The following is a 1272-nucleotide window of genomic DNA, read 5'->3' as shown; positions in this document are numbered from 1 at the left end:
AGCGGCCGGGCCCCGGAGTCCGCCGCACCCGGCCCCGGGCCTTCGCCGTTCGTGGTGACCGTGCTGAGCGTGTACGCGTTCATGTTCTTCCAGCACTACCTGGCGCTGTACGCGGTCCCCCGGACGTCGGCGGCCTTCTACGGGGCCGTTCTGACGGGGTACGCGGCCCTTCTCGTCGTCGCGCAGCCGTTGCTGGCGGAACGGGTCGCGGCACTGAGCTACCCGGCCGCGCTGCGGTGGGGGTTCGGTGCGATGGCCGCGGGCATGGCGGCGATCGGGGCCGGGGGGCACGCGGGGATCGCGGTGGGCGGGGCACTGCTGTGTCTCGGGGAGATCGTGCTCTTCCTCAAGAACGACCTGGAGGCGCTGGCCCGTTCGTCGGCCGCCCCGGCGAGCGTGTTCGGGCGTCAGCGGCTGGCGGCGGGCCTCGGCGCGTTCGCCAGCGGGGTGGTGGGCGGGCAGTTGTACGGGGCTGCCGAGTCGGCGGGCTCGGTGCGGGGGTTCTGGGCGGCGGTCTGCCTCCAGTGCCTGCTGCTGCCGGTTTTCCTGCTCCGCCGACGGCGCACCGCCCGGGACCCCGAGGGGTCGCGGGCGGGCGTCGGCTAGGGCGCCTCGCCTTGGATCAAACGAAAGGCCCTCGGGATTTCCGTCCGGGGCAGGTCGATCAGGCCGATGCGGAAAGCGGGCCCCGGTGGACGTCGGCCTGTTCCGCACGCCACTGCCCGGCGAGTTCGCGGCGGGCGCGGGCCACGCGGGAGCGCACCGTGCCGATCGGGCAGCCCGCGGCGACCGCCGCCTCCTCGTAGGCAGCTCCCAGCAGTTGAGTGAGGACGAAGGCCTGGCGGCGCGCCGGGTCCAGTCGGCGCAGGGCGTCCAGCACCGCGACGGACTCCTCGAACCCGGGCAGCTGACGGGGCTGGGCGCGTTCCGCGGCGGTCTGCCAGTCCGCGGTGTCGGCGGTCCGGGGGCGTACGGCGGCGGCGCGGTGCCGGTCGATGACGACGCGCCGCGCGATCGACATCAGCCAGGTCCTGGCGCAGGAACGCCCCGCGAACCGGGCCAGACCGCTCATCGCCCGGAGGTAGGTCTCCTGAGCCAGGTCGTCGGCCCCCGGGACGTCGGAGCTGAGATAGGCGACGAATCTGCGGACGTCCTCGTAGGTCGCCCGGACGAAGCGGTCGGCGGCCTCCCGGTCCCCGCCGCCCGCGGCCAGCGCCCAGTCGGTGATCTGCCCGTCGTTCTGCCGGGCGGCCGGGACGCGGGGGTGGGGCG

General features: G+C 75.2%; 1 protein-coding gene and 1 pseudogene. One reads left to right on the top strand and one right to left on the bottom strand.

The features are described from left to right. Window positions 1-606 (top strand): annotated as a pseudogene (locus CR470_RS38015) (MFS transporter); the annotation flags it as partial. 58 nt (window positions 607-664) lie between these two features. On the opposite strand, the gene CR470_RS38010 reads toward CR470_RS38015, so the two are convergent. Further along, the coding region (locus CR470_RS38010) for a sigma-70 family RNA polymerase sigma factor (RefSeq protein WP_257139071.1) at window positions 665-1272 on the bottom strand (608 nt) is incomplete at its 5' end.

This window comes from Streptomyces sp. rh34 (assembly GCF_002551245.1).
Classification (GTDB): Bacteria; Actinomycetota; Actinomycetes; order Streptomycetales; family Streptomycetaceae; genus Streptomyces.
The sequence above is the reverse complement of the archived record's forward strand: the minus strand, read 5'-3'. Positions and strand labels throughout refer to the sequence as shown.